The organism is Bartonella sp. AA16NXGY, from assembly GCF_042197325.1.
GTDB lineage: Bacteria > Pseudomonadota > Alphaproteobacteria > Rhizobiales > Rhizobiaceae > Bartonella.
Window position 1 is genome coordinate 1 of record NZ_JBHIRR010000069.1, and the last position, 703, is coordinate 703.

Sequence of the window (703 nt, forward strand, 5' to 3'; positions counted from 1 at the left end):
ATGCGGCTAGGCAAAGATTTACAAAAATCCATCAATTGTGAGATAGACGACATAAAGCCATCGACAATCGAATTAGCTAGATCTTCGCCCGCTTGTTCCATACCAGCCTTGGCACTCTCCGAGAGCTTTTCCTGTGTAAAAAAACTCTTCAACCATTGCCAAAAGTTGGAAAAGCTTTGTTTAACGCCCTCCCACAAATTGCCAAACCACTCGGCAACAGAGGAAAGCTCTTGTTTAAACTTTTGCCAAACTTGAGAGAGATCAAAAGCATTGGCGATTATATTTTTCCAACGCGTAATGGTGGTGGTATCAGCACCAAAAAAGCGCATAACAGCTTCAAAGGCTTGCCCAAAAGCCCGAGATACCCCCCGTGCAAAGCCCTTCATAAAAGAAGAAAAACGATCCCAATATTTCCACAAAGCAAAACCCGCAGCAAGGATGACAGCCACAACAGCAGCAATGACCGCCCCGATCGGGGTAAAAATACCCCCCACAACAGAGGAAAGACTTGCCCCAACCACTTCGATCACTGTCCCGATCCAACCAAAAGAGGCAGCAAATGCACTTCCTGAGACAGCAATCCCCCGTAAAGCCCCGACCAACAAGGTCATGGGGCGTAAGAGTCGGAGTGAACTTGCCCCAAGACCCGCGGTTAGCAAGCCCAGCGAGCGCCCTGCGGCTGCTAAGCCCCGCCAGCTTGCAG

At 49.4% G+C, this 703-nt stretch carries 1 pseudogene; it reads right to left on the bottom strand.

Annotated elements, in window-relative coordinates:
• Window positions 1-703: pseudogene (locus ACFINK_RS09370) on the bottom strand (phage tail tape measure protein); the annotation flags it as partial.